Annotated in this window: 19 protein-coding genes; 13 read left to right on the forward strand and 6 right to left on the reverse strand. The window is 44.3% G+C overall.

Annotation, left to right across the window (positions count from 1 at the left end; all coding sequences use genetic code 11):
- Positions 1–210 precede the first annotated feature (210 nt).
- The 3 genes from ilvB (at position 211) to ilvC (ending at position 3546) form a co-directional block, all read left to right on the forward strand.
- On the forward strand, positions 211–1836 hold the full coding sequence (gene ilvB, locus AB5Z01_RS11040) for a biosynthetic-type acetolactate synthase large subunit (protein ID WP_195249811.1): 1626 nt from the start codon (positions 211–213) through the stop codon (positions 1834–1836).
- A 118-nt stretch (positions 1837–1954) separates the two neighbouring features.
- Entirely contained in the window at positions 1955–2452 is a 498-nt protein-coding gene (gene ilvN / locus AB5Z01_RS11045) for an acetolactate synthase small subunit (RefSeq protein WP_022287490.1), read from the forward strand.
- A 68-nt stretch (positions 2453–2520) separates the two neighbouring features.
- Entirely contained in the window at positions 2521–3546 is a 1026-nt protein-coding gene (ilvC, locus tag AB5Z01_RS11050) for a ketol-acid reductoisomerase (RefSeq protein WP_041337504.1), read from the forward strand.
- A gap of 167 nt (positions 3547–3713) precedes the next feature.
- On the opposite strand, the gene AB5Z01_RS11055 is transcribed toward ilvC, so the two are convergent.
- The 6 genes from AB5Z01_RS11055 to AB5Z01_RS11080 form a co-directional block, all read right to left on the reverse strand.
- Positions 3714–5243 (reverse strand): hypothetical protein, encoded by a 1530-nt coding sequence (locus AB5Z01_RS11055; protein ID WP_195221142.1) that lies wholly within the window; start codon positions 5241–5243, stop codon positions 3714–3716.
- The gene (locus AB5Z01_RS11060; protein ID WP_117864722.1) at positions 5240–5731 is read right to left on the reverse strand and encodes an RNA polymerase sigma factor; all 492 of its coding nucleotides are present in this window, start codon (positions 5729–5731) and stop codon (positions 5240–5242) included. The genes AB5Z01_RS11055 and AB5Z01_RS11060 overlap by 4 nt, the downstream gene beginning before the upstream one ends.
- 110 nt (positions 5732–5841) lie before the next feature.
- Positions 5842–6336, reverse strand: coding sequence for a hypothetical protein (locus AB5Z01_RS11065; RefSeq protein WP_118164509.1), 495 nt, complete (start codon positions 6334–6336; stop codon positions 5842–5844).
- Complete coding sequence (gene trmB, locus AB5Z01_RS11070) at positions 6336–7004, reverse strand: tRNA (guanosine(46)-N7)-methyltransferase TrmB (RefSeq protein ID WP_041337508.1); 669 nt, start codon at positions 7002–7004, stop codon at positions 6336–6338. Before trmB ends, AB5Z01_RS11065 begins: the two co-directional genes overlap by 1 nt.
- A gap of 18 nt (positions 7005–7022) precedes the next feature.
- Positions 7023–7559 (reverse strand): hypothetical protein, encoded by a 537-nt coding sequence (locus tag AB5Z01_RS11075; RefSeq protein ID WP_118164512.1) that lies wholly within the window; start codon positions 7557–7559, stop codon positions 7023–7025.
- Positions 7560–7572: 13 nt separating this feature from the next.
- Complete coding sequence (locus AB5Z01_RS11080) at positions 7573–8814, reverse strand: galactokinase family protein (RefSeq protein ID WP_181983840.1); 1242 nt, start codon at positions 8812–8814, stop codon at positions 7573–7575.
- Between the two features lie 417 nt (positions 8815–9231).
- Between AB5Z01_RS11080 and iorA the strand changes: the two genes are divergently transcribed.
- The 10 genes from iorA (at position 9232) to gltB (ending at position 23309) form a co-directional block, all read left to right on the forward strand.
- Positions 9232–10959, forward strand: a complete 1728-nt coding sequence (iorA, locus tag AB5Z01_RS11085) for an indolepyruvate ferredoxin oxidoreductase subunit alpha (protein ID WP_287216208.1) — start codon at positions 9232–9234, stop codon at positions 10957–10959.
- A 28-nt stretch (positions 10960–10987) separates the two neighbouring features.
- Positions 10988–11563 carry an indolepyruvate oxidoreductase subunit beta gene (locus tag AB5Z01_RS11090; protein ID WP_022287481.1) on the forward strand — a complete coding sequence of 192 codons (576 nt, stop codon included), beginning with the start codon at positions 10988–10990 and terminating at the stop codon, positions 11561–11563.
- Positions 11563–12060: an HD domain-containing protein gene (locus AB5Z01_RS11095; RefSeq protein ID WP_287216207.1), complete on the forward strand. Its 498-nt coding sequence runs from the start codon at positions 11563–11565 to the stop codon at positions 12058–12060. The genes AB5Z01_RS11090 and AB5Z01_RS11095 overlap by 1 nt, the downstream gene beginning before the upstream one ends.
- 64 nt (positions 12061–12124) lie before the next feature.
- Positions 12125–13432, forward strand: a complete 1308-nt coding sequence (locus AB5Z01_RS11100) for a phenylacetate--CoA ligase family protein (RefSeq protein ID WP_287216206.1) — start codon at positions 12125–12127, stop codon at positions 13430–13432.
- Positions 13433–13450: 18 nt separating this feature from the next.
- Positions 13451–13885, forward strand: coding sequence for an ACT domain-containing protein (locus AB5Z01_RS11105; protein ID WP_022287478.1), 435 nt, complete (start codon positions 13451–13453; stop codon positions 13883–13885).
- A 155-nt stretch (positions 13886–14040) separates the two neighbouring features.
- Complete coding sequence (locus AB5Z01_RS11110) at positions 14041–14211, forward strand: DUF362 domain-containing protein (protein ID WP_022287477.1); 171 nt, start codon at positions 14041–14043, stop codon at positions 14209–14211.
- A gap of 543 nt (positions 14212–14754) precedes the next feature.
- A complete protein-coding gene (locus tag AB5Z01_RS11115) occupies positions 14755–15933 on the forward strand; it encodes a transglutaminase domain-containing protein (protein ID WP_287216205.1) in 1179 nt (392 codons plus the stop codon).
- Positions 15934–16154: 221 nt separating this feature from the next.
- Positions 16155–17705 carry a L,D-transpeptidase family protein gene (locus AB5Z01_RS11120; RefSeq protein ID WP_287216204.1) on the forward strand — a complete coding sequence of 517 codons (1551 nt, stop codon included), beginning with the start codon at positions 16155–16157 and terminating at the stop codon, positions 17703–17705.
- Between the two features lie 56 nt (positions 17706–17761).
- Entirely contained in the window at positions 17762–18400 is a 639-nt protein-coding gene (locus AB5Z01_RS11125; protein ID WP_195221800.1) for a M15 family metallopeptidase, read from the forward strand.
- Between the two features lie 367 nt (positions 18401–18767).
- Complete coding sequence (gene gltB / locus AB5Z01_RS11130; RefSeq protein ID WP_353805454.1) at positions 18768–23309, forward strand: glutamate synthase large subunit; 4542 nt, start codon at positions 18768–18770, stop codon at positions 23307–23309.
- Positions 23310–23378 lie beyond the last annotated feature (69 nt).

Below are 23378 nucleotides of genomic sequence, written 5' to 3' on the forward strand. Positions count from 1 at the left end.
CTTTATTTTATCAGATTTTTGCCTATCTCTCTTTTCTTTTTTCTTAATTTTGTCCAATATCTATTGTAGCACTACAAATAAATATTCCTTCGTATGCTAACGATACTTGACGAAATCTTATAAATATGGTATAATAAATCATAGCTTTGTATGTTTTATCACTTTATATGATAATTTATACAGAAAATTTTTTATGGAGGCGACTTTATTATGAAGATGACTGTAAGTCAGGCTATGGTTGAATGTTTGAAAGCTGAGAACGTAAAAGTCGTCTTTGGCTATCCCGGAGCTGCTATCTGTCCTTTCTATGATGCTTTGCTGGATGCTGAAAACGACATCAGGCAGGTGCTTGTGAGACAGGAAGCTAACGGTGGTCATGCGGCTAACGGCTATGCACGAATTTCAGGCAAGCCTGCGGTCTGTATCGCTACATCAGGTCCGGGTGCAACTAATCTTATTACTGCTATTGCTACCGCTTATGCGGATTCTATACCTATCGTGTGCATAACAGGTCAGGTGAATACCGACCAGATAGGCTCTGACGTTTTTCAGGAGGCTGACATTACAGGCTCGGCTGAGCCGTTCGTTAAGCACAGCTATCTTCTCAAAGACCCTGAGGACACTGCAAGAGTTTTCAAGGAAGCTTTCTATATCGCAGGTACGGGCAGACCGGGCCCTGTGCTTATAGATATCCCTATGGACGTTCAGAAAGCTGTTATCGACTTTGAGTACCCTGAAAAGTGCGAGATAAGAAGCTATAAGCCTACCACAAAGGGCAACTACGTTCAGGTAAGGCGTGTAATGGCGGCGTTGGAAGAGGCTGAGAAGCCGCTTATCTGTATTGGCGGAGGTGTTTTTGCCGCTCACGCTGAGAACGAGATAAGAGAGCTTGCCGACCTTATGCAGATACCTGTTATCACAACTATGATGGGCATTTCTGTTTTCCCTGATGACGACCAGCTTTTCTGCGGCATGATAGGAACTCACGGTGTTAAAATGGCAAACGCCGCTGTGAACGAGTGCGACGTGCTGTTCCTTGTGGGTGCAAGAGTTGGCGACAGAGCCGTTAAAACACCTTTGGCTCTGGAGAAAACTACTAAGATAATACATATAGATATCGACCCTGCGGAGATAGGCAAGAATATTGGCGCTGACCTGCCTCTCGTTGGCGACGCAAAGCTTGTTTTACAGCAAATGACGGAACTTGCAAAGCCTATGAAGCACGATGAGTGGATAGCTCACATCAAGACCCTTGGGGGCGAGAGAAAGTATGTTGAGCCTGCAAAGGGTACTGTTAATCCGAGGGTGTTTATCGACAGGCTTGCAAAGAAAATGCCTGCCAATGTTACTGTTGTGGCAGACGTTGGACAAAATCAGATATGGACCTGCACTGAATATAAGTTCCGCAAAGAGGGCAGACTTCTTACCTCAGGCGGCATGGGTACGATGGGCTATTCTGTGCCTGCGGCAATAGGTGCAAAAATGGCTGACAACAGCAGAGCAACAGTTGCTATATGCGGTGACGGAGCTTTTCAGATGTCGTTCATGGAGCTTGCAACAGCCGTTCAGTTCGGCGTTGATATAAAGGTGGTAGTAATGACCAACAACCGCCTTGGCATGGTAAGAGAACTTCAGACAAATGGCTATCATGACAGACAGACAGCAGTTTTTCTTGACGGCTCTCCTGACTTTATCAAGCTTGCAGAAGCTTATGGCATACCTGCAATGAGAGTTTATGACGATGATACTATGGAAAAGGGCGTGGAAATGCTTGCTGAACATAAAGGCATTTGCCTTGTTGAAGTCGTTGTGGATAAGGATATGCCAACATTATAAGGCTAATATTTTAACTATCTGTAGCGTTTACAGTATATAGCGTTTACGTTCAAAAAATCTTAATAATAAGCTGGTATAATAAAGAATCAAGGAAAGGTTTCCTTATGGAGGTTGATTTATGAAACATACGATCTCAGTTCTTGTAGAAAACCACAGCGGTGTTCTATCAAGAATTTCCGGACTGTTTTCAAGACGTGGGTTCAATATCGAGAGCCTTGCAGTAGGTCCAACTCATGACCCTGACGTTTCAAGAATAACGATAGTTGCTGACGGTGACGAGCATACAGTTGAGCAGATCGAGAAACAGCTCAATAAGCTTATAGAGGTCATCAAGGTAAAGACATTTGAGGCTAATGAGTATCTCGCAAGAGAGCTTATGATAGTCAAGGTGTCTGCGGTCGCAAACAGACGCAGTGAGATAATGACTATTGCGGATATCACAGGGGCTAAGGTCATGGATATAACGCTTACGACAATGACATTGGAGCTTTGCGACACTTACGCTCACCTTTGCAGATTTGAGGAGGTCATAGCACCTTACGGAATAATTGAAATGGTAAGAACAGGCACTATCGCAATAGAGAAAGGCTCTGACACATTCAATGCAGGCAAATAAACTTTGATTATATAGCCGAAAGGCTACATAAAATAAATCTTAAATTTCTGAATTTGGAGGAATTAACAATGGCACAGGCAAGAATATTCTATCAGCAGGATTGCGACATTAACGTACTCAAGGGTAAGAGAGTTGCCATTATCGGTTACGGTTCACAGGGTCACGCTCATGCACTCAACCTTAAGGAGAGCGGTGTTGACGTAGTAGTAGGTCTTTACGAAGGTTCTAAGAGCTGGGCAAAGGCTGAGCAGCAGGGTCTTACAGTTATGACAACTGAGGAAGCTGCAAAGACATCTGACATCATCATGATCCTTATTCCTGATGAGAAGCAGGCTGCACTTTATAAGAAATCTATCGAGCCATACCTCACAGAGGGTAAGACTCTTGCATTCGCACACGGCTTTAACATTCACTTTGGCTGCATCGTACCACCAAAGAACGTTAACGTTATCATGATCGCTCCTAAGGCTCCTGGTCACACAGTACGTTCTGAGTATCAGGCTGGTAAGGGTACACCTTGCCTTATCGCAGTTGAGCAGGACGCAACAGGCAACGCACAGGATATCGGACTTGCATATGCACTTGGTATCGGCGGAGCAAGAGCAGGTGTTCTTGAGACAACATTCAGAACAGAAACAGAAACAGACCTCTTCGGTGAGCAGGCTGTTCTCTGCGGTGGTGTTTGCGCACTGATGCAGGCTGGTTTTGAAACACTTTGTGAAGCTGGTTATGACCCAAGAAACGCATACTTTGAGTGTATCCATGAGATGAAGCTCATCGTTGACCTTATCTATCAGTCAGGTTTCGAGGGCATGAGATATTCTATCTCTAACACAGCTGAGTACGGCGACTACATCACAGGTCCAAAGATCGTTACTGAGGACACTAAGAAGGCTATGAAGAAGGTTCTGTCTGACATTCAGGACGGTACATTCGCTAAGGACTTCCTCCTTGATATGTCTGACGCAGGTTCACAGGTACACTTCAAGGCTATGAGAAAGCTCCACGCTGAGCATCCTTCTGAGAAGGTTGGTAAGGAGATCAGAAAGCTCTACAGCTGGAACAACGATGACGAAAAGCTCATCAACAACTAATTTGCAGATAAATATTATTGCATAAAGAAAAGCGACTTGCAATTAACTTTGCAGGTCACTTTTTTCTTTTTTTACTTCGCTACTCTATCTTGGAGCATAGCTTTTATTTTGTGGCTCGGTAACTCTACCTTTGTTTAGTGAGCAACCGAGCTACCAACATTGTTTTGTTAAGATAATGCACTGTCATTTTGGTCATAAGTTTCAACGCTGTCATGCTCATCAGTGGTGTATGAATAAACCATATCCCCCTCAACTGTGACATCCACCTGGGTTACATCATATGCACTGCCGTCCTTATCCTTTTCAAAGTATATTGAAAAGTCAAGTCCGGATAAATCATAGGAGCTGGACTCTTTGTCATATGGCAGAGTTTCTACCCAAAGTCCATATGCGAAAAGCTCCGGCGTGATGTTATCTTCTTTGTCCATATCTGGCACATACGACATTGCAAGCTCTTTCGCAAGGTCGAGTGAGGTCACATTGTCAAAGTGAAGCTTCTTGCCGCTGGTGTTATACTTTGTTACAAGCGCCTGCGCCTTTTCAAAAATATACTGCGCCGTGGCTGACGGGTCAGCTTCCACAGTGCTGGTGCTTGAAAACGGAGCGGAATCATACACCGCCCAGCTTCCGTCATTGGCGTAGCTATACAGAGTAAATCTGTTTGTGAACATATCCACAGTGAAATAATCTGTCGCCATATTGAACTGTATGTCCGAATCGTTGACGATATTCAGGGTCAGGAGGTTCAGACTTTCGTTTGTGATATATCCATTTTGCGCATAGTCTGACTTTACATATTCTGTTGTATTGTTGCTGTTCATGATATCGTTGTAATAATTATAGTCAGCAGGGGAGTAGCTAAAAATGGCATTGTCTGGGTTTTTCATAGAGCTTTCGTCATAGATATCCAGCAGGTCATTTTTGAGGGTTTGAGCTATAATTTTGGCATTTTCAGTGAAGCTTTCGCCGCTTCCGTATTTGAGAGAAACGCTGTTATCGCTGTCTGAAATGGTTATCTTGCAGTTGTTATTCTCAATATGGGCTTCTATTCTGCAATTCACCGCCTTGTTAAAAGCGTCCTCATCAAGGGTTTTTATCTCCGACAGGATATCGATTACCAAAGAATTTGGCTCATAGCTGTTATCATCTGTCAAAAAATCCACGCTTGGAAGTCCGCTGTCGGTTTTCTCCAGCAGGTCAACGTAATACCTTGTGCTGTGTTCCTTGCCCTCGATATTTTCGTCATAGTTGCCGCTGTAGACTATATCGCAGTATGCAGGGCTGTTTTGTATTATGTCGAGATTTCCTACCGTAGAATTTGCGCTTTCAAGCACTGTGTCTGCAAGCTTTATAAAGTCTGCTGAACACAACTGCAGTGTACCTGTATCGCCGGATACACTGCTGTTTGCAGGTGGAGCTGTGCCTGCGTTCGGCTCGTAGTCATGGATATTTCTTGTCATGTAAATTCCGCCTGACATTACAAGCGCCACTGCCGCCGCTGCCGCAACTACCTTTGCACCCTTGTGTCTTGCGACTATGGCAGGCTGTGTCGGCTCGGTTTGTGGTGTGAAAGTATCCGTATTTATATCTCCGTTTTGTTGTGGAAAACGCTTTTTGAGCGTTTCTTTGAGCTGATCTTTCTTTTGTTCCGATAGGCTTGCGTTTGCAAAATAATTCTTTATATCTCTTTCGTTCATACGCTCATCTCCTTTTCGTAGTCTGAAAGTGAAAGCTTTAGTTTTTCTCTTGCTCTTTTCAGCCTTGATGTGACCGTGCCCTTACTTGTTCCCAAAATATCGGCTATCTCATCGGTCTTGCAGCCTTGATAATAAAAAAGATAAAGCACTATCCTGTATTTTTTATCCAGCCTGTTTATAGCGTTTTGCACATCTATCTGCATATCAGGTGATGAAAAATCGCTGCTTGCACTTACCTCATTTTCTGCACGCAGACGTCTGCCTGCCGACCTTAGCAGGTCTTTGGATAGATTTATCGCCGTTCTCAGCAGCCACGCTTTAAGATGCTCGTCATCATTGAAGAAAAGCTCACCCTGCCTTGTGAAATATTTTATTATGACCTCGCTGACTATATCCTCCGCCTCGTGAACGCTGCCTGTGACTGCCAGTGCCGCTCGGTAGATATCGTCTGAAAATTTGTCAACTATGTAGTCAATATCTCTTGTCAAAGCTGTCACCTCCTTTGTTGTTTTGAAAAGCCTTTCATCTATAACACGAATGTAAAGACCGTTTGATTGCATAAAAAATGGACGAAAAAAATTTTTCGTCCATAAAAAAATCAGCATTTACTTGTTTTTACATAAGACCACCCGTCACCGAGGTTATCCTCGCCCCCTGATGAGCTTATGGGTGAGCGGTAAATATAGTAATGGTCATAAATGGTATAAAATTTCACTGTCAAGCCGTCGCTGTCGATGTATGTGATATTTCTGTGCTCCAGCTCCTCAAGCTCTTTCTTCACAGACTTGCAGGCATTGTTTTCAGTGAGCGATTTAATGGAGCATTTGCCCTTTGGTAGTGTCGGCTTTTCGCATGAAATGCTTTCTATCATAAACTCCGCAGTGGTCTGAAAGTTAGCCTTATTGTCATTGAAAACGGCTTTTATCTGGCTGTCGGAGCGCATATAGTGCTGATGCCAGAAGCCGAGTGCTACTGCTAAGATTATGACCATCCAAATTATCAACTTGGCTTTTCTGCCTGTTGACCATTTGCGAAGCTTGCCGTCAGCACCCATATCTTCCTCGCTGACAATTGGATTTATATGCTCGCTCATTATTTTACGAACGCCTCCAATCTGTAGATAGGCATACCCATGTCTGAGAATTTCTTCTCATATTCCGTTACGATATTGCCCTCGAAGCCGCTGTTGTGAAGGTCGAGAGAAATGTTTTTAAGTCCGTAATTTGCCGCAGAGAACTCCTCCAAGGAGAACTCAAAGAAGTGCATATTGTCGGTCTTTTGGTATATCTCGCCTTTGTCCACAAGAATACGTCTGTATATTTCAAGAAAAGCTCGGTATGTGAGCCTATGACGTGCATATGTATTTTTAGGATACGGACAGCTAAAGTTAAGGTAGATACACTCCACTGACTTTTCAGGGATAAAGCAATCCAGATATTCAGCCTCGCCCCTTGCAAATCTCAGGTTCGGTATGCCCTCGTCTATAGCCATTTGTGCGGCGTCAACTATAACGTTACTGCTTTTTTCTACTGCAAGGAAATTCTTGTCAGGATTTCTCTTTGCTATCTCTCTTGCAAACTGACCCTTTCCACAGCCTATCTCCAGCACAAGGGGATTGCTGTTTCCGAAGATCTTCTCAAAGTCAATAAGTTGTTTGTTTGATTTGTCCTGAAAATTCTTCTCGTCACGGTCAAGATATAAAATATAATCTCCGCAGGCTTCAAGACGTGCCTCAAGATTTTTCTTTCTTCTCATTCTCATATGGGATAAACTCTCCTGTTATTTATTAGAATATTTGTGCAGAAAATAGTCCTTGTCAGACGTGACCTTTAGCCACTGCACAGCCGACCCTGTGAGCATATTTTCATAAGGATAAACTGTGAGCATGACTTCGGGCGTGTCCTCACCGCTGAAATGAGGGGTCACCTTAAAAGCTATCTCGCAGTTGAGCCGTTGGACGACCTCTTCCTCGGTGAGCTTTCTGAAAAGCACTGAGGTGTCCTTTTCGGTGATAGGTATTTTGGTAAACTTCGCCTGATAAATTTTCTTGCCGTCTTTTTTGGTGACAAGTGAAAAGCCATGCTTCACAAGGGTTATCTTTCCGCCATGGTTTTCGTAGTATTCAAGGTTTGAAAAGGTAACACGTCCGTCATTGACAGCTTCACCCGATATCGAAAAACAAAGCCCTTTGTCTGACGCTTTCCCTGCACTCTCCACTCCGAAAGCAAAGGGAAGTCCGTCTATCATTATCTCTCCGCAGGTGGAAAACTGCAACTTCACCTGCTTTTTCTTCAAGCCTGCAAATGGATTTTTCATGACAACTCCTATATTAAAGGTCGATCTGCACGCCGCCAACAGGTCTTATGGACAGCACATAGCATGAGCCTTCACCGAATACTCTCTCCATTTCAGCCTTGAAAGCTTCAAGCTTCTTTTCAGGTACGAACGCTTGGATAGTTCCTGCAAAGCCACCGCCGTGAACTCTGCAAGCACCCTCACCGCCAAGAGCCTGCTTTGCAAGATACAGAGCAAATGAAAGACCCTGCTCGTTTGGGGCAGAAGAAGCATAGATGTTCTGAAGATACTTGAATGATGAATCGCCTGATTCATTGATAAGGCTCAGGAAAGCGTCAAAGTCGCCCTTTGAAAGTGCGGAAGCTTCCTTGCCAACTCTCTCGTTATCGTCAAAGAAGTGGAGCGCTCTAAGCACAGCTCTGTCACTGCACTTTTCTCTAACGGCACAGATGTTTTCAAGAAGCTGTTCCTTTGTTATCTCTCTCAGCACCTTTTTGCCAAAGAAAGCCGCAACAGACTTCATTTCCGCTGGGATAGCCGCATACTCAGGGGTGAGGTCGGCATGATTGCCCTTTGTGTCAACGATACACAGTGCGTGACCGCTTTTTGTGAAATCGAACTTTACAGAGTCGATAACAGGGCGCTTTTCGTCAGCAAAGTCGATAGTGATAAATCCGCCTACTGATGAAGCCATTTGGTCCATAAGACCTGACGGCTTGCCAAAATATACATTTTCCGCAAACTGAGCTATCTGAGCTATTTCCACAGCAGAAACCTCGCCCTCGTTGTAAAGACCGTTGAGGATAGTGCCGATAAGCACTTCATAAGCCGCAGATGAAGAAAGTCCGGAGCCTTTGAGCACGTTTGAAGTGGCATAAGCCTTGAAGCCCCCGACATTGTGGCCATTCTTCTTAAAGCCTGCGGACATACCTCTTATAAGTGCCGCAGATGTGTTTTTCTGCTCCTCGTAGATAGTGTCGTCATCAACGTTTACAGTGTCCATTGGGAAGCCCTCAGACTGTATGGTAATAACGTTCTCTTCGGTGTCAGGAGCGACAGCAGCGATAACGTCAAGTGAAACGCCTGCCGCAAGGACACAGCCGAAGTTGTGGTCGGTGTGGTTGCCGCCTACCTCAGTTCTGCCCGGAGCTGAGAAGAAAGCAGTTGGCTTTTCACCAAAAAGCTTTTCAAATTCATCTGCAACTCTGTTATATCTTTCTCTCTGAAACACCGTCATATCGGCAGTGTAGACCTCGTCAAGTGTGTATTTTTTCATTATGTATATCCTCCGAACGTAAATATAAGTATACTTTGTTATTATACAACATTTATGCTCTTTTTTCAAGTACATTTTTTTAACAAGTGAGGAGGTGAGAATGAGGAGTGTTAAGAATGAGGAATGAGGAGTGAGGAATGAGGAATTATGGTATCGCCTGGCGGCGATTTATTTTTTGTTGCTCAAAACGTGTAAGCTGGCATAAATTTTTGCACAGAAGCTCCCTTGATATTTTATGCAAACTGACAAAATTGCCGTAAGCAAACTTTTTGCAACACTCTATTGGTGCTTTAAATCAAAAAAGCTGTTGCATTTTGGTGAAATTTGTGGTATAATTACTTATGTCTATTTTAATTATTGTTTATTTTTACCGATCACAAAAAATTGGTCGGTGCAGTGAAAGGAAAGATTTATTGTATGAAAAAACTAATGCTTGGAAACGAGGCGTTTGCAAGAGGTCTGTATGAGGCAGGCTGTAAGGTGGTATCATCTTACCCTGGTACTCCGTCAACTGAGATAACAGAAGCTGTTGCAAAGTATGACGAGGTATATGCTGAGTGGGCGCCTAATGAAAAGGTGGCAATGGAAGTGGCTCTTGGCGCTTCTATAGGCGGTGCAAGAAGCTTCTGCGGAATGAAGCACGTTGGTCTTAACGTTGCCGCTGACCCTCTTTACACAGCAGGCTACACAGGCGTAACGGCAGGTATGGTAATAGCTGTCGCCGATGACCCTGGTATGCACTCATCACAGAACGAGCAGGATTCACGTCACCATGCTATCGCTTCTAAGACAATGATGATAGAGCCTTCCGATTCAGGAGAGTGCAAGGAGTTTGCTAAGGCTGCTTTCGAGCTTTCTGAAAAGTTCGATGTTCCTGTTATCGTAAGACTGTCCACCAGAGTCTCTCACTCTCAGTCAGCCGTTGAGCTTTGCGAGAGAGAGGAAAAGGAAAATATTCCATATGAAAAGAATATCCAGAAGTATGTTATGATGCCTGGTAACGCTATCCGCCGTCACCCTGTTGTTGAAGCAAGAATGAAAGCTATTGCTGATTATGCTGAAAATTCACCGCTCAATAAGGTAGAGATGAACGATACAAAGATAGGCGTTATCACAAGCGGTATCTCATATCAGTATGCGAAGGAAGCTCTGGGCGACAAGGCTTCATATCTTAAGCTCGGTATCGTAAACCCAATGCCAATTCAGATAATAAAGGACTTTGCTGCAAAGTGCGAAAAAGTGTATGTTATAGAAGAACTTGACGATGTTATCGAAACACACTGCAAAAAGAACGGCGTGAACGTTATCGGCAAGGAGCTTTTCAGCCTTATGGGCGAGATCTCACAGTCTATTGTTGCCGAAAAGATACTTGGCGAGAAGCCTGAGTATATCACATTTGAGGATAACGTGCCTGTAAGACCTCCTGTTATGTGTCCGGGATGTCCTCACAGAGGCCTGTTCTATTGCCTGCATAAGCTGGGCGTTATGGTATCAGGCGATATCGGCTGTTACACTCTCGGCGCAACAGCACCGCTTTGTGCTATGGATTCAACTATCTGCATGGGTGCTTCTATCAGCGGACTTCACGGATTTAACAAGGCAAGAGGTGCAGAGGCTGAGAAGAAGTCTGTTGCCGTTATCGGCGACTCTACATTCATGCACAGCGGTATGACAGGTCTTGTGAACGTTGCATATAACTCCACAAATTCAACTGTTATCATTCTCGATAACTCTATCACAGGTATGACGGGTCATCAGCAGAACCCTACAACCGGTAAAAACCTTAAGGGCGACCCTGCTTATGCCGTTGACCTTGAAATGCTCTGCCATTCACTTGGTATCAAGAGCGTAAGAGTCGTTGACCCATATCACATGGCTGAAACAGAGGCTGTTATCAAGGAAGAGCTTGCCAAGGAAGAGCCAAGCGTTATTATTTCAAGACGTCCATGCGCACTTCTTAAATATGTAAAGCACAATCCACCGCTCAAGGTAAACAAGGATAAGTGCGTTGGCTGTAAGCAGTGCTTGAAGATAGGCTGTCCTGCTATATCTATCCATGACGGCAAGTGCGTTATCGACCATACACAGTGCGTAGGCTGCGGCATATGCAAGGAAATGTGTAAGCTGGGTGCGATATGCGACTAATGATAACATATATTTCGAGGTGTAAATAATGAAAACAAGATCAATTATGATAGTGGGCGTAGGCGGACAGGGCTCTTTGCTTGCGTCAAGAATAATAGGAAACGTGCTTCTCTCACAGGGCTTTGATGTTAAGGTCAGCGAGGTACACGGAATGAGCCAGCGTGGCGGCTCTGTTGTTACATACGTTAAGTACGGCAGCGAGGTATGCTCACCGGTAGTTGAAAAAGGCGAAGCTGATATCATCATCAGCTTTGAGCAGCTTGAAGCCGCAAGATATGTTTCATATCTCAAGAAGGGCGGACATATCATCACTTCAACTCAGCAGATAGACCCAATGCCTGTTATCACAGGTGCGGCTGTTTATCCTGAGGATATCATAGGCAAGCTTAAAGCAGAGGGCGTTGACGTTATCGCTGTTGACGCACTGGCACTTGCAGAGCAGGCTGGTACTGCAAAGGCTTCAAACGTTGTTCTCATGGGCGTTGTGTCAACTAAAATGGCTTTTGACGAGGACGTTTGGCAGAAGGCTCTTGAAAACTGTGTTCCTGCAAAGTTCCTTGAACTGAATAAAAAGGCGTTCGCTCTCGGCAGAGAGGTAAAATAATGGACGAGATAAGCGGTCTTATCATAAAAATGACCGAGTTTTTCAGCGGCGACCCTAAGCGTATACAGCACTTTATAAAGGTGCATACCTTTGCCCGTGTTATCGGCAGGACAGAGGGGCTTGATATCCGCACTATGTACTGTCTTGACGTTGCGTCGGTGGTGCATGATATAGGCATAAAGCCTGCGGAGGAGAGATACGGCAAGGGTCACTGCGGCGGAAAGCTTCAGGAACAGTTAGGTCCTGAGCCTGCACGGAAAATGCTCACAGAGCTTGACTTTGATGAGGATATCATAGACAGGGTGTGCTTTCTTATCGCACATCATCACACCTATGAGGGCGCCCAGGGGCTTGACTGGCAGATACTCTTGGAAGCGGATTTCCTTGTGAACGCTTTTGAGGACAGCCTTTCCAAAGAGAGCATAAAAAGCTTCCGTGACAAGGTGTTCAAAACGAAAACAGGCATTAAGATGCTTGAAGAAATGTACGGCGTATGATACTTGTGCAAAGTTGATACCCGAGTAATATGACCGAAACCATTTTAACAGGAGGTGTGTTCCAATGGGAAAATATTGGAACGAAGAGATCGAGTGCATGGCGCACGAGGACATGAAAAAGCTCCAGAGCGAAAGACTTGTCAAACAGGTCAAGCACGTCTGGGACAATGTGCCATACTACAAGAAGCTTATGGAAGAAAAGGGCGTAACGCCTGATGATATCCACGGCATTGAGGACCTGCACAAGCTGCCGTTCCTTTCAAAGGCTGATCTGCGTGAGGCTTATCCTTACGGTCTGCTTGCGAAGCCGCTTTCAGAGTGCGTGAGAATACATTCTACAAGTGGAACCACAGGCAAGAGAGTTGTGGCTTTCTACACTCAGCATGATATAGACATTTGGGAAAATTGCTGTGCAAGAGCTATAGTTGCCGCAGGCGGAACAAAAGACGATGTTTGCCACATTGCATATGGCTATGGACTTTTTACAGGGGGGGCAGGTCTTAACGGCGGCTCTCATAAGGTGGGCTGTCTTACTCTGCCAATGTCATCAGGAAACACAGAAAGACAGATACAGTTCATGCGGGATCTCGGTTCTACTATCCTTTGCTGTACTCCGTCATATGCCGCTTATATAGGTGAAACTGTAAAGGAAATGGGCATAAAGCCAGAGGAGCTTACACTCAAAGCTGGTATCTTCGGTGCTGAGCCTTGGACGGATGAAATGCGTCATGAGATAGAGGATCTTCTTGGTATCAAGGCTTACGATATCTATGGTCTGACAGAAATAAGCGGTCCTGGCGTAGCTTTCGAGTGCGAAGCACAGTCTGGTATGCACATCAATGAGGACAACTTTATCGCAGAGATAATCGACCCTGACACAGGAGAGGTGCTTCCTGAAGGTTCAAAGGGCGAGCTTGTATTCACAAGTATCACAAAGGAAGCTTTCCCTCTGCTGAGATACAGAACAAGAGATATTTGTATTCTTACAAGAGAGAAATGCTCATGTGGCAGAACTCTCGTCAAAATGTGCAAGCCAATGGGCAGAAGCGACGATATGCTCATCATTAAGGGCGTAAACGTGTTCCCATCTCAGATAGAGTCAGTGCTTCTTAAGATATCAAAAGCAAGCCCTAACTATCAGATAGTCGTTGACAGGGTGAACAATTCTGATACTTTCGAGATAAGAGTCGAGCTTAATGACGATATGTTCTCTGATACTGTCAAGTCTATCGAGGATCTTGAAAAGAAGATATCCAACGATATCCATAATATCCTTGGCATCAAGGCGAAGATAAGACTTGTTGAGCCAAAGAGCATTCCACGTTCTGAGGGCAAGGCAGTAAGAGTTATCGACAAGAGAAAGCTTGTCTAAAAGACAGGGGGTAATTTTATGACAGTAAAACAGCTTTCGGTTTTTATTGAAAACAGACCTGGCAGATTGTCTGCCGTTACAAAAATACTTGGGGATAATGATGTGAATATCCGTGCAATGTCGCTTGCTGACACAAAGGATTTCGGTATTCTCAGACTTATCGTTGACGATTTTGAAAAAGCAGTTTCAGCCTTGAAAACAGAGGGCTTTTCCGTTACCACCACTCAGGTGCTTGCAGTGGAGATAAATGACCGCCCAGGCGGACTTTCAGAAGCAATGAAAGCTCTCTACAATGACAACATCAGCGTTGAGTATATGTATTCTGCATTCATAAACACTAAGGAAAACACGGCTTATCTTATCCTTAGAGTGGAGAACGTTACAGCCGCTCTGGAAGCTTTGAGTGAAGCAGGATTTGCTCTTATCTCACAGCAGGAATTGGCAAGCATCTAGTTGATTAGTGAATACTAACTGAAAAATCACTTAAAATCTATGTGAAATTTTTATGAAATGCCGAAAACCTCTTGATTTTTTCAGAAAATGTGTTATTATATAAGTATAGTATTTGATATGATACTTGTAGAATTTATGCAAGGAGGTCTGTGAAAATGGCTTATAAGATTAGTGATGAGTGCATCGGCTGCGGCGCTTGCATGGACGCATGTCCAGTAGGAGCTATCTCCGAGGCTGACGGTAAGTGTGCTATTAACGCTGACGAGTGCATCGACTGCGGTTCTTGCGCAGGTACTTGCCCTGTAGGAGCACCTCAGGCTGAGTAATTTACTTAAACTAAGAGAAAACGTCTGTCATATGGCAGACGTTTTTTTGCACTTATTTTTTTGTGTATTAGTTTTCAGCACACTATCATAAAACTGTCACATTGGCGGAGTATGATATAAATACAATAAGAGAAAGACAAAAAGATGAAATTTACACATATACTTTTTTCTCCATATATACTTCATATACTTCAAAAAGGGAACGCTGGCTTGTGTCAGCGTTCTTTTTTTGCGTGGGTGATTTTGTGGATAGATATGTAAAATATCGTGGAAAATATGGGCTTTTGTAACGCAGGTGTCCGTTTTTCGGTATTATTAATAAAAGTTTTGCGAAATTTGTTAAAAATGATAAAAATAGAACCCTTATTGTCGTTCCTGGGATATAAAATGTACAATGGTTGTAACTTGATGTTCATATATACTTCATAAACGAGCGAAAAAGCGGCTTGAAAATTACAATTTGATTACAATGCCCCTTGACTTTTGTAACCTTATTCATTATAATATGGTGTAGTTTATCACATTTGAAAGGAGCGTTCTGAATTGGGTTATTTGAAGTCGGGGATATCTCGCTGTGTGGCTGTGCTTTCTGCCTGCGGAGTTGTGGCAGTATCTGCTGTGACTTTTGCGACACTTGATAAAAACGTTATCCAGCCATGTGCGGTCATGCCGCCTGAAAATGCAAAGGTCATTTCTGTTGTTTCTGACAAGGAAACATCTGAGCAGATCGGGGATAACACAACTGTTCTTACAACATCAGCCGTCAAGGAAACTGCGAAAAATTCTCAGACCGAGGCTGTAAAGGCTGTAAAAACTGCAAAAAGCGAAACAACAAAGGCAGCTTCTGAAACAGCTTTGAGATCAGAGAGCGTAACGACCTCTGTAATATCACAGAAGCCAGCGTCAGTGACCGCAGTGCAGAGCGTGACTTCCGCTGACACAAAGCTTAGCATCTCAGTAAGCCTTGTGACAAAGAAAACTCAGCAGGCTTCAAAGTCTGAAACAAAGGTTTCTGCTGTTACTTCCGCCCCTGTCAGCACTACTGACAGCGATACTGTTGCCTCAAAGGCTACAAAAAAGACTACAACGGTGAAAACTACTACTGCAAAGACAACAACTGCCCCTGTTACGACCACAACGCCTGCGGTGACTACTACCAAGAAAAAGACCACCACTGCTAAGGTGACAACAACTAAAAAGCCTGTTACAACTACAACCACTGCGCCTGTTGTCGACAACGGCAAGACCCCTGCACAGCGACTTAATTCTGCAGTGCTTGATCCAAAGGCGACGCTCAGCGCAAAGGAAGAAAAGATACTTCTGAAATATCTCAATAAGATAATATCAGATGATATGACAAACTACGAAAAGGCTGTGGCTTGCTACGATTATATTATAAAGAACACGGTCTACGATTACGGCGGCTGGGCAAATCCTGTCAAGGCTGTTCTTGAGGACGGTTACGGCACTTGCACAGAATATTCTTACGTTTACGCCGCAATGCTCAACTATATAGGCTTTGACGCAAAGACCGTTGACGGCAAGACCGCTATGGCGGCAGGCGGTTACGGCTATCATATGTGGGTGGAGGTAACGATAAACGGTCAGGTATATGTTATGGACCCTCAGGTGGACGATAACATGAGCTGGGGAGCGTATATCTCCCATGACCGCTTCTGCAAGACCTACAGCGAGGTCAAGAACAAGTATATAAAAGACTGATATTGTATCGGGTGGAGTTATCTGCCCGATATTTTTTTACTGTGTTTGCGTGTGGTTTGTTTGCAGTACGTTTATTTGTACATTAAATAAGAATATCCGGCACTCTTTTTGTGACAAATTTTTCAGCCTATCCTATAGACAAAAGGAAAAAAGCATGATATAATTATTCTTGATACATTGTCGGCATATGCCGAACGTCATTTTGTACAGGAGGATAATTGATGACGGAAAATTCCACAAAGATAACGAAAAAGCCTGCGACATCAGTGAAGAAAAACAGCTCTGTCAAAGGTTCGTCAAAGAATAAGAAAAGAAAGAAAAAGCGAAACAATATCGGCATTATCTGCGGCACTGCGGCAGCGGCTATCGTGATAGTTGTGGGCGGAGGATATTTCATTGGAAGAGCTTACTATAGCAACAGATTTCTGAGCGGCACAACAGTGAATGGCGTTGACGTGGGCGGAAGGACATTTGAACAGGCTTGCGACCTGCTCGGGGTGAATGATATGCCTTATGAGCTTACGGTCAAAACTATCGACGGCACGCCTGTTGTTTTCAAGACGGCTGATTTTGATTACAGACTAAGCGGCAAGGACGATCTTCAGAAGATCTATGACAGCGTGAACAGAAAAACATGGTTCTCTGGATTTATACAGAACTCCATCTATAGCTTTAATGAGGACATCACATTTGATGTTGAGAAGCTTCAGAAGCTTGTGGAGAAAGCAAACTGGGGCGATGTTGAAACTGCCGATGCAAAGCTTGGTCTTAACGAGGATAAGACGGCTTATGTTATCACCCCTGAGGTGCAGGGAAACAAGATAACCGATATGAAAAAGCTTGAAGCTTATGTTACGCAAAGCGTGGCGGCAGGTGAGCTTAGCGTTGAGCTTGATAAGGACACAGGTTGTTATTCTCTTCCGAAGGTGAAGAGTGCAGACCTTGAGGACGATTGCAAGAAACGAAATGATGTTTTCCAGCTTTCTGTCACATACGATTTTGACTACACCACAGAAACTCTCACGGGCGAGGAGCTTATGAAGATGATAAAGCTCAAAGATGACGGAAGCTACACTGTGGACAGAAAGAAAGCCATGGAGTATGTGGAAAAGCTCGCAAAGAAGTATGATACATATAATACTAAGAGAAAATTCCACGCCACTTTGCAGGGCGACATAATCGTGCCGACAAGCTCTGATGCTAAATACGGCTGGTGGATAGATCAGGAAAAGACTTGTGACGATCTTGTGGATATGCTTGAAAAGGGCGAGAGCGTTGACAAGGTAGACCCTATCTATTACAGTACTGGTTATTTTGACTTTACAGGCGTTGAGTCTGCGAGAAGCAAGGACGATGATATAGGCGACACTTATATTGAGATAGACCTTACCGACCAGCACTTGTGGTATTATGAAAAGGGCAAGAAAAAGCTCGATACCTATATAGTTTCAGGTCAGACCACATCTGAGGCGAGAACAACTCTCCCTGGTGTTTATAAGCTGTGGTCAAAGGAGACCAACAAGCGTATGAAAGACACAAATGCCGACGGCGACGAGTGGGATACAAAGTGCAACTTCTGGAACAACGTTTCTCTCTGCGGAATAGGTCTTCACGATTCAACGTGGCGAGGCGGATATTTCGGCGGTGAGATATACAAATACAACGGCTCTCACGGCTGTATAAATATGAGCTATGACGACGCCAAATATGTTTATGACAACGTGCCTTACGGTACGCCTGTTGTTATGTACTACAAGTCTGCGGATAAATAATAAGGACGGTCAAGGTATCATGCCTTGACCGCTTTTTGTAAGGAGTGTTTTTTTTTATGGAAAAGATATTATACAGAGAGGGCTTTACGGCTGAGGAGCTTCCAAACGAGGTGATAGAGCGTATAAAAGGCGTTTCCTATAAGGAAAATCCCTATGTGAAGCTGGGCGACCTTGCCTATCTGCGTGTGAGATATTATGACTTTGAGCATAAGGTGCAGTCGGGGGAGCTTATCGTGGCGAGGAAGCTTGCGCAGGAGGTTCTGGATATTTTCTATGAGCTTTTCGAGGGCAGTTATGAGATAGAAAAAATCAGGCTCGTGGACGAGTATGACGCTGATGATGAAAGGTCAATGGCGGATAACAATTCCTCTGCCTTCAACTACAGGGTGGTGGCTGGTACCAACACTATCTCGGCTCACAGCTACGGCAGGGCGATAGACATAAACCCCCTTATAAATCCTTATATAGTGGGGAATAAGGTCATGCCTGCCAATGCTACAGAGTATGCAGACCGTGACAAGGCTTTTGATCACAAGATTGACAGAACAGACCTTTGCTATTGCATTTTCAGACGCCATGGCTGGAAATGGGGTGGCGACTGGAACAATTCTAAGGATTATCAGCATTTTTACAAGGAGTACGATTCTCCGCTGAAAATGGCTGTAAATAAGCTGAAAAGAGCGTTGTTACGTTAGTTTACAAGGTTTACCTAGGAAAGCGATATGAAATCATAAGTTATATATGTATACCGATTAACTAAAAATTAATAATGAATTTATGCAAGTTTTATCATTCGCTCTTGCATTTTGCTGTAATGTGTGTTATAATGATTAAGCCGTCAAAAAAGACGGCAAAAGGCTATTTTCTTGCATTTGTGCGAAAAACCACGCTTTGAGTTTGTTGGCACTTATGCAGGATTGCAGGATTTTAATTTCTTCCTGCAAATTTTTTTGTTAAAAACAGCTAAAAATCGGCTATGAGCCGTGAAATAACATACGTTGCTGAACGATAAGCTATAATTTTTTTACAGTTTGGCAGGAAAGGGTGATAAAAATGGAACGCATGGAGGATATGACTAATGTAAAAAGCCTGTATTCACCGAAATTCGAGCATGATAACTGCGGAATAGGTGCTGTTGTGAACATTAAGGGCAAAAAGAGCCACGATACTGTTGCAAATGCGCTGACTATCGTTGAAACGCTTGAGCATCGTGCTGGTAAGGACGCAGAGGGCAAAACAGGTGACGGAGTAGGTATCCTGCTTCAGATCTCACATAAATTCTTCAAGAAGATCGCCGCCGCTGAGCTTGGAATCACGCTTGGCGAGGAGAGAGACTATGCCGTTGGTATGTTCTTCTTCCCACAGAACGAGCTTGCGAGAAATCAGGCAAAGAAGATGTTTGAGATAATCGCCGAAAAAGAGGGTCTGGAGATCCTTGGCTGGAGAGTCGTTCCTGCAAAGCCTGAGGTGCTTGGCAAGAGAGCTGCCCAGTGTATGCCTGCCATAATGCAGTGCTTCATCAAGCGTCCAAAGGGCGTTAAAAAGGGTCTTGACTTTGACCGCAAGCTATATGTTGCAAGACGTGTGTTCGAGCAGTCAAATGAGGACACCTACGTTGTATCACTTTCAAGCAGAACTATAGTATATAAAGGAATGTTCCTTGTGCAGGATCTCAGAAAGTTCTTCCCTGACCTTCAGGATAAGGACTACGAGTCTGCTATCGCTATGGTACATTCAAGATTTTCTACCAACACAAACCCAAGCTGGCAGAGAGCTCATCCTAATAGAATGATCGTTCACAACGGTGAGATAAACACTATCAGAGGCAATGCTGATAAAATGCTCGCTCGTGAGGAAACGATGAAGTCTGAGCATTTGAAGGGCGACCTTGATAAGGTCACACCTGTTGTAAACACAGAAGGCTCTGACTCTGCAATGCTCGACAACACACTTGAATTTTTGGTCATGAGTGGAATGGATCTGCCACTGGCTGTCATGATAACGATCCCTGAGCCATGGGATAACAATGGCACGATGAGTCAGGCTAAGAAAGACTTCTATCAGTATTACGCAACTATGATGGAGCCATGGGACGGACCTGCTTCTATCCTTTTCTCTGACGGAGATATCATGGGTGCAGTCCTTGACAGAAACGGTCTGCGTCCGTCAAGATATTATATCACAAAGGACGGCAATCTTATCCTTTCATCTGAGGTTGGCGCACTTCCTATCCCGTCAGACAATATCGTTGAAAAGGAAAGACTTCGCCCAGGCAAAATGCTTCTTGTTGATACTGTTCAGGGCAGAGTTATCGACGATGACGAGCTTAAGGAATACTATGCTTCAAAGCAGCCTTACGGCGAGTGGCTTGACAGCAACCTTGTCAGACTTAAAGACCTTAAGATACCAAACATCAAGGTAGAGGAACACGGCTACGAGGAAAGACAAAGACTTCAGAAAGCTTTTGGCTATACTTATGAGGACGTTATGACATCTATCCTGCCAATGGCAAAGAACGGCTCTGAGTCTATTGCCGCTATGGGTACAGACAGCCCGCTTGCGGTGCTTTCAAAAGAGCCTCAGCCACTGTTCAACTACTTCAAACAGCTCTTTGCACAGGTAACAAATCCGCCTATAGACGCTATCAGAGAGGAAATAGTTACCTCCACAACTGTCTATATCGGTGAGGACGGCAACATTCTTGAAGAAAAGCCTGAAAATTGCAAGGTAATGAAGATACACGACCCTATCCTTACCTCAACAGATATCCTTAAAATAAAGAATATGCACATTCCTGGCTTTAAGGTAGCTGTTATCCCTATACTTTATTATAAGAACACAAGACTTGAAAAGGCTATAAACAGACTTTATATAGAAGCAGACAAGGCGTTCAGCGAGGGCGCAAATATCCTTATCCTTTCAGACAGGGGAGTTGATGAGAACCACCTTGCTATCCCGTCACTGCTTGCAGTATCAGCGCTTCATCAGCACCTTGTTGTTACAAAGAAGAGAACATCTCTTGCTATTATCCTCGAAAGCGGCGAGCCTAGAGAAGTTCATCACTTTGCAACACTGCTTGGCTATGGTGCTTCCGCTATCAACCCTTATCTTGCTCAGGAAACTATCCACGAGCTTATTGCTGACGACCTTCTCGACAAGGATTACTATGCCGCTGTTGACGATTATAATGCGGCTGTTCTCCATGGTATCGTAAAGATAGCTTCAAAAATGGGTATCTCTACTATACAGTCATATCAAGGCTCACAGATATTCGAGGCTATCGGTATCGGCGAGGACGTTATAAACAAGTATTTCACAGGTACTGTCAGCAGAATAGGCGGTATCACTATCTCTGATATCGAAAAGAACGTTGACAGACTTCATACATCAGCCTTTGACCCTCTTGGACTTGGCACAGACACAGAGCTTGAATCAAGAGGAAGCCACAAGTTCAGAAGCGGCAAGGAGGAGCATCTCTACAATCCTCAGTCTATCTATCTGCTCCAGCAGGCTGCAAGGACTGGCGACTATGAAACATACAAGAAGTATTCAAAGCTTATTTCTGAGGAAATGGACCCTGTGAACATCAGAGGTCTTATGGATTTCAACTTTGCTGAAAATCCTGTTCCGCTGGAGGAAGTTGAGAGCGTTGACTCTATTGTAAGAAGATTTAAGACGGGCGCTATGTCCTACGGCTCTATCTCGCAGGAAGCTCATGAAGCACTTGCTATCGCAATGAACAGACTTCACGGCAAGTCAAACTCAGGCGAGGGTGGTGAGAGCCTTGACAGACTGCTCACAAAGGGTACTTCTGAGGACAGATGTTCAGCTATCAAGCAGGTGGCTTCGGGACGTTTCGGTGTAACTTCAAGATACCTCACATCTGCTGATGAGATACAGATAAAAATGGCACAGGGCGCAAAGCCTGGCGAGGGCGGTCATCTCCCTGGCAAAAAGGTTTATCCATGGATAGCTAAAACAAGACACTCCACACCTGGCGTGTCGCTTATCTCACCTCCGCCACACCACGATATCTACTCTATCGAGGACTTGGCTCAGCTTATCTATGACCTGAAAAACGCAAACAAGAACGCAAGAATTTCTGTAAAGCTCGTTTCTGAGTGCGGTGTTGGTACAGTTGCGGCAGGCGTTGCAAAGGCAGGCGCAGGTGTTATTCTTATCTCAGGCTATGACGGCGGTACAGGTGCGGCTCCGAGAAACTCTATCTACAATGCAGGACTTCCATGGGAGCTTGGACTTGCAGAAGCACATCAGACCCTTATCAAGAACGGTCTTAGAAACAAGGTCGTTATCGAAACAGACGGAAAGCTCATGACAGGCCGTGATGTTGTTATCGCAGCGATCCTTGGCGCAGAGGAGTTCGGCTTTGCAACAGCTCCGCTGATAACACTCGGCTGTGCAATGATGAGAGTATGTAATCTTGATACTTGCCCATTTGGTGTTGCAACACAGAACCCAGAGCTTAGAAAGAAGTTCCCCGGCAAGCCTGAATATGTAATGAACTTTATGATATTCGTGGCTTCCGAGCTTAGAGAATATATGTCAAAGCTTGGCGTAAGAACAGTTGACGAGCTTGTGGGAAGAATTGACCTTATCAAGCCAAAGGCTGGTATCACAGGCACTGCGGCACAAGTTGACCTTTCTAATATCATCAACTCTGATTACGTTTCAGAAAAGGTAGAATACAACAAGAAATCCAAGTATGACTTCAAGCTTGAAAACACTCTTGATGAAAAGGTACTCATGAAGGAGTTCGAGAAAAATCTTAAGAGTGGTGAGAAGAAGTCTATCACAGTAAATGTCAAGAACACAGACCGTTCATTCGGTACTATCTTCGGTTCAGAGATAACAAGAAAGTATTATAACACACTTGCTGACGATACATACAAGATAGTCTGCAACGGCTCAGGCGGACAGAGCTTCGGCGCATTTATCCCGAACGGCTTGACCCTCGAGCTTGTGGGCGACTCTAACGATTATTTCGGCAAGGGACTTTCAGGCGGTAAGCTCGTTGTTTATCCTCCGAAGGATTCCACTTTCAAAGCCGAGGACAATATCATTATCGGTAACGTTGCACTTTACGGCGCAACAAGCGGTAAGGCGTTCATCGACGGTGTTGCAGGCGAACGTTTCTGCGTAAGAAACTCAGGCGCAGTGGCAGTTGTCGAGGGCGTTGGCGACCACGGCTGTGAGTATATGACAGGCGGCTGTGTGGTAGTTATCGGCAAGACGGGCAAAAACTTTGCGGCAGGTATGTCGGGCGGTGTAGCTTACGTTCTTGACGAGGACAGACACCTTTACACAAGACTCAACAAGGAAATGGTACTTTTCTCTGAGGTCAAGGAGAAGTACGATATAATTCAGCTCAAAGACCTTATCCAGCAGCACGTTGACGCAACAGGCTCTGAAAAGGGCAAGCGTATTCTTGATAACTTTGAGGAATATCTGCCTAAGTTCAAGAAGATAATCCCTCACGATTACAAGAAGATGATGTCTGCTATAGCTTCAATGGAAGAAAAGGGTATGAGTAGCGATCAGGCGCAGATAGAAGCATTCTATCAGATCATCAACGGCAAGCAGTAAGCCTGCGCACATGAGATATTGTACTTTTAAAAACGAAAGGAGGATATACTTGCCGTGAAAGCAAGTATA

The sequence above is a fragment of the Ruminococcus sp. RTP21359st1_H3_RTP21359_211015 genome (assembly GCF_040909065.1).
Classification (GTDB): Bacteria; Bacillota; Clostridia; order Oscillospirales; family Ruminococcaceae; genus Hominimerdicola; species Hominimerdicola aceti.

Excerpts from the sequence above, each read along its gene's own strand:
- AB5Z01_RS11095 (WP_287216207.1), top strand. The coding sequence starts at position 11,563 with ATGGACGAGATAAGCGGTCTTATCATAAAAATGACCGAGTTTTTCAGC.
- AB5Z01_RS11075 (WP_118164512.1), bottom strand. The coding sequence starts at position 7,559 with ATGAAAAATCCATTTGCAGGCTTGAAGAAAAAGCAGGTGAAGTTGCAG.
- AB5Z01_RS11080 (WP_181983840.1), bottom strand. The coding sequence starts at position 8,814 with ATGAAAAAATACACACTTGACGAGGTCTACACTGCCGATATGACGGTG.
- ilvN (WP_022287490.1), top strand. The coding sequence starts at position 1,955 with ATGAAACATACGATCTCAGTTCTTGTAGAAAACCACAGCGGTGTTCTA.
- AB5Z01_RS11105 (WP_022287478.1), top strand. The coding sequence starts at position 13,451 with ATGACAGTAAAACAGCTTTCGGTTTTTATTGAAAACAGACCTGGCAGA.
- AB5Z01_RS11065 (WP_118164509.1), bottom strand. The coding sequence starts at position 6,336 with ATGAGCGAGCATATAAATCCAATTGTCAGCGAGGAAGATATGGGTGCT.
- AB5Z01_RS11100 (WP_287216206.1), top strand. The coding sequence starts at position 12,125 with ATGGGAAAATATTGGAACGAAGAGATCGAGTGCATGGCGCACGAGGAC.
- AB5Z01_RS11055 (WP_195221142.1), bottom strand. The coding sequence starts at position 5,243 with ATGAACGAAAGAGATATAAAGAATTATTTTGCAAACGCAAGCCTATCG.
- ilvC (WP_041337504.1), top strand. The coding sequence starts at position 2,521 with ATGGCACAGGCAAGAATATTCTATCAGCAGGATTGCGACATTAACGTA.
- iorA (WP_287216208.1), top strand. The coding sequence starts at position 9,232 with ATGAAAAAACTAATGCTTGGAAACGAGGCGTTTGCAAGAGGTCTGTAT.
- AB5Z01_RS11125 (WP_195221800.1), top strand. The coding sequence starts at position 17,762 with ATGGAAAAGATATTATACAGAGAGGGCTTTACGGCTGAGGAGCTTCCA.
- ilvB (WP_195249811.1), top strand. The coding sequence starts at position 211 with ATGAAGATGACTGTAAGTCAGGCTATGGTTGAATGTTTGAAAGCTGAG.
- trmB (WP_041337508.1), bottom strand. The coding sequence starts at position 7,004 with ATGAGAATGAGAAGAAAGAAAAATCTTGAGGCACGTCTTGAAGCCTGC.
- AB5Z01_RS11110 (WP_022287477.1), top strand. The coding sequence starts at position 14,041 with ATGGCTTATAAGATTAGTGATGAGTGCATCGGCTGCGGCGCTTGCATG.
- AB5Z01_RS11120 (WP_287216204.1), top strand. The coding sequence starts at position 16,155 with ATGACGGAAAATTCCACAAAGATAACGAAAAAGCCTGCGACATCAGTG.
- gltB (WP_353805454.1), top strand. The coding sequence starts at position 18,768 with ATGGAGGATATGACTAATGTAAAAAGCCTGTATTCACCGAAATTCGAG.
- AB5Z01_RS11090 (WP_022287481.1), top strand. The coding sequence starts at position 10,988 with ATGAAAACAAGATCAATTATGATAGTGGGCGTAGGCGGACAGGGCTCT.